Below are 2,581 nucleotides of genomic sequence, written 5' to 3' on the forward strand. Positions count from 1 at the left end.
GCCTCGGAATGGTCGGACGCATCGTCGTCGGGAACCCGGGAGGACCGGCCGAGGGAAGTATGCCGCCCGACGGGAAGGTGCCAACGAGTCAACGGATCGTAAATAGCGGCGCGATTTCGTACGAGGATTTCACGGAGTGAAACGGATAGCTCTCGCATCCGACTCGGCCTATTTTCCAGGATAGCTCGGCGCACCGAACTGTAGCCGTGCCACCGTTTCACCGATGCGGAACGTAAAGGAACGACCGTGACAATCGACAGAACGAAGGGACGGGAGCGGGTTGCTTCGACTACCATGACAGGCGCTGACGACAGCGGGGGAGAGACGACGAGCGAGGCGTTGGTTTCCGTCCTCGAATCGCTGGGCGTGGAGTATGTGTTCGGCTATCCGGGCGGGCGCGTCATCGAACTGCTCGACGACCTCCCGGAATCGAGCGTGGACGTGGTTCGGCCGCGCGACGAACGCGAGGGGAGCGTGATGGCCGAGATGTACGGCAGGATTCACGGCAAGCCCGCAGTGCTGGCCGGGCAAGGGCCGTGGATCGGCAGCCTCGGCGTCATCGGGCAGATGGAGGCGCGCCTCGCGTCCTCGCCGATGGTCGTCCTGACGGAGGCGAGCGAGCGCGGCGACTATTCGACGCTCGCTCCGTATCAGCAGTCCCGCGGCGACTACGGCGGCCTCTCGCTGCCGAAGATTCTGGACGGCGTGACGAAGGAACACTGGTTCCCGCGCACGCCGACCGAAACCCTGCGAAGCGTCCAACTGGCGTTCAAACACGCGACGGCGGGACGGTCGGGACCGACCGCCGTCATCCTCGACGGGAACGCGATCACACAGGACGTTCCGGAGAACCCCGTTCCTCCCGTCTGGGACAGCGACGAACAGGTTCGAAACTGGGAGTCGAAGCCGACGGACGAAGACGTGTCCGCGGCGGTGGAAGCACTCGAATCGGCGGAACGACCGGTCATCGTCGCCGGGAACGGCGTTCACTCCGCGGGGGCCTACGACGAACTCCGGGGCGTTGCGGAGAACTACGACGCGGTCGTGACGACCTCCTATCTGGGCAAGTCGGTGATTCCGGAGACCCACGACCTCGCGGCGGGCGTCATCGGGTCGTTCGGCCACGAGGGCGCGAATCGGGTCGTCAGCGAGGCCGACGCCCTGCTCGTCGTCGGATGTCGAATGAACCCGATGGACACGAACTGGCAGGCACCGTCGTTCATCCGGCCGGACGAACAGACCATCATCCACGCCGACATCGACACGCGAAACGCCGGGTGGGTGTACCCCGCCGACGTTGGCCTCATCGGCGACGCGAAGGAGAGCCTCCGGGCGCTTTCCGATGCCGGTAGCGCCGAAAACGATTGGGCACGCGAACGGGCGGAAACGGCTCGGGAGTCGTTTGTCACCGAAAAGCGCGAGAGCGACGCCTCGCCCATCAAACCCCAGCGCGCCGTGAAGGAAATCGAGGCGATGGTGGACGAGGACACCATCGTGACCGCCGACTCGGGCAACAACCGGTTCTGGCTGTTGAACTACCTCCAGACGCCCGCCGTCCGGACGTACTTCGGGTCGGGCGGCGTCGGCGGGATGGGGTGGTCCGCCCCGGCCGCCGTCAGCGCCGCCATCACCACGGACAAGGACGTCATCGGCGTCGCGGGCGACGGTGGCTTCACGATGACGATGACCAGCGTCGAAATCGCCGTCGAAAACGGGGTCGCCCCGACGTTCGTCGTGCTGAACGACACCAGTCTCGGGATGGTTCGCCAGATGCAGGAGGAAGACGGAGACATCGCGGGCGTCGAGTTCCACGACACCGACTTCGTGAAAGTGGCCGAGGGCTTCGGTGCCGAGGGAACGCGAGTCACGACGCCGGACGAACTGACCGCCGCACTTCGGGAAGGCAAGGAAAGCGACCTGCCGTTCGTCATCGACGCGCGAATCGACCGCGAGGAGGACATGGCCGACCAGTTGGCGTCGTCGTTCTACGCCGAAACCGGCGGTCTACACGAGTAACGACGACCGTACCGCATCCCATCACGAAAAAACAGGAAGGAAACCTTTTCCTGCCATCCAGCGAGTAAAAAAACATGGCGCAAAGCGAGACGGTGCTCGTCACTGGCGGAACAGGTTTCATCGGGTCGTACACCGCGAAAGAACTGCTCGAACAGGGCCACGATGTGGTTGCCTACGACCTTTCGACCGACCCGCGAATTTTGGAGAAACTCGGCATCGCCGACGACGTGGAAATTCGACGCGGCGACATCACCGACTCGACGGACGTGATTCGCGCGGTGAAGGAGTCGGGCGCGACCCGCATCGTTCACCTCGCAGGACTGCTGACGACGACGGCCCGCGAGAACCCGCGGGCCGGAATCGAAGTGAACGTGCTGGGGACGAACAACGTCATGGAGGCCGCTCGAACGCTCTCCGACCAAGTCGAGCGCGTCGCGTGGGCGTCCTCGGCGGCGGTGTTCGCGCCACCGACGAACTACGACACCGAGTGGGTGACCGAGTACGACCTCGTCTACCCCGACACGCTGTACGGCGCGGCCAAGGAGTTCAACGAACACCAGGCGAA

Annotated in this window: 2 protein-coding genes; both read left to right on the forward strand. The window is 64.6% G+C overall.

Annotation, left to right across the window (positions count from 1 at the left end):
- The first annotated feature begins 294 nt into the window (after positions 1 to 294).
- A complete protein-coding gene (locus WBV42_RS07355; protein WP_423985447.1) occupies positions 295 to 2,016 on the forward strand; it encodes a thiamine pyrophosphate-binding protein in 1,722 nt (573 codons plus the stop codon).
- 74 nt (positions 2,017 to 2,090) lie between these two features.
- On the forward strand, positions 2,091 to 2,581 hold a 491-nt coding region (locus tag WBV42_RS07360), incomplete at its 3' end, for an NAD-dependent epimerase/dehydratase family protein (protein ID WP_423985448.1).

This window comes from Haladaptatus sp., from assembly GCF_049589095.1.
Lineage (GTDB): Archaea > Halobacteriota > Halobacteria > Halobacteriales > Haladaptataceae > Haladaptatus.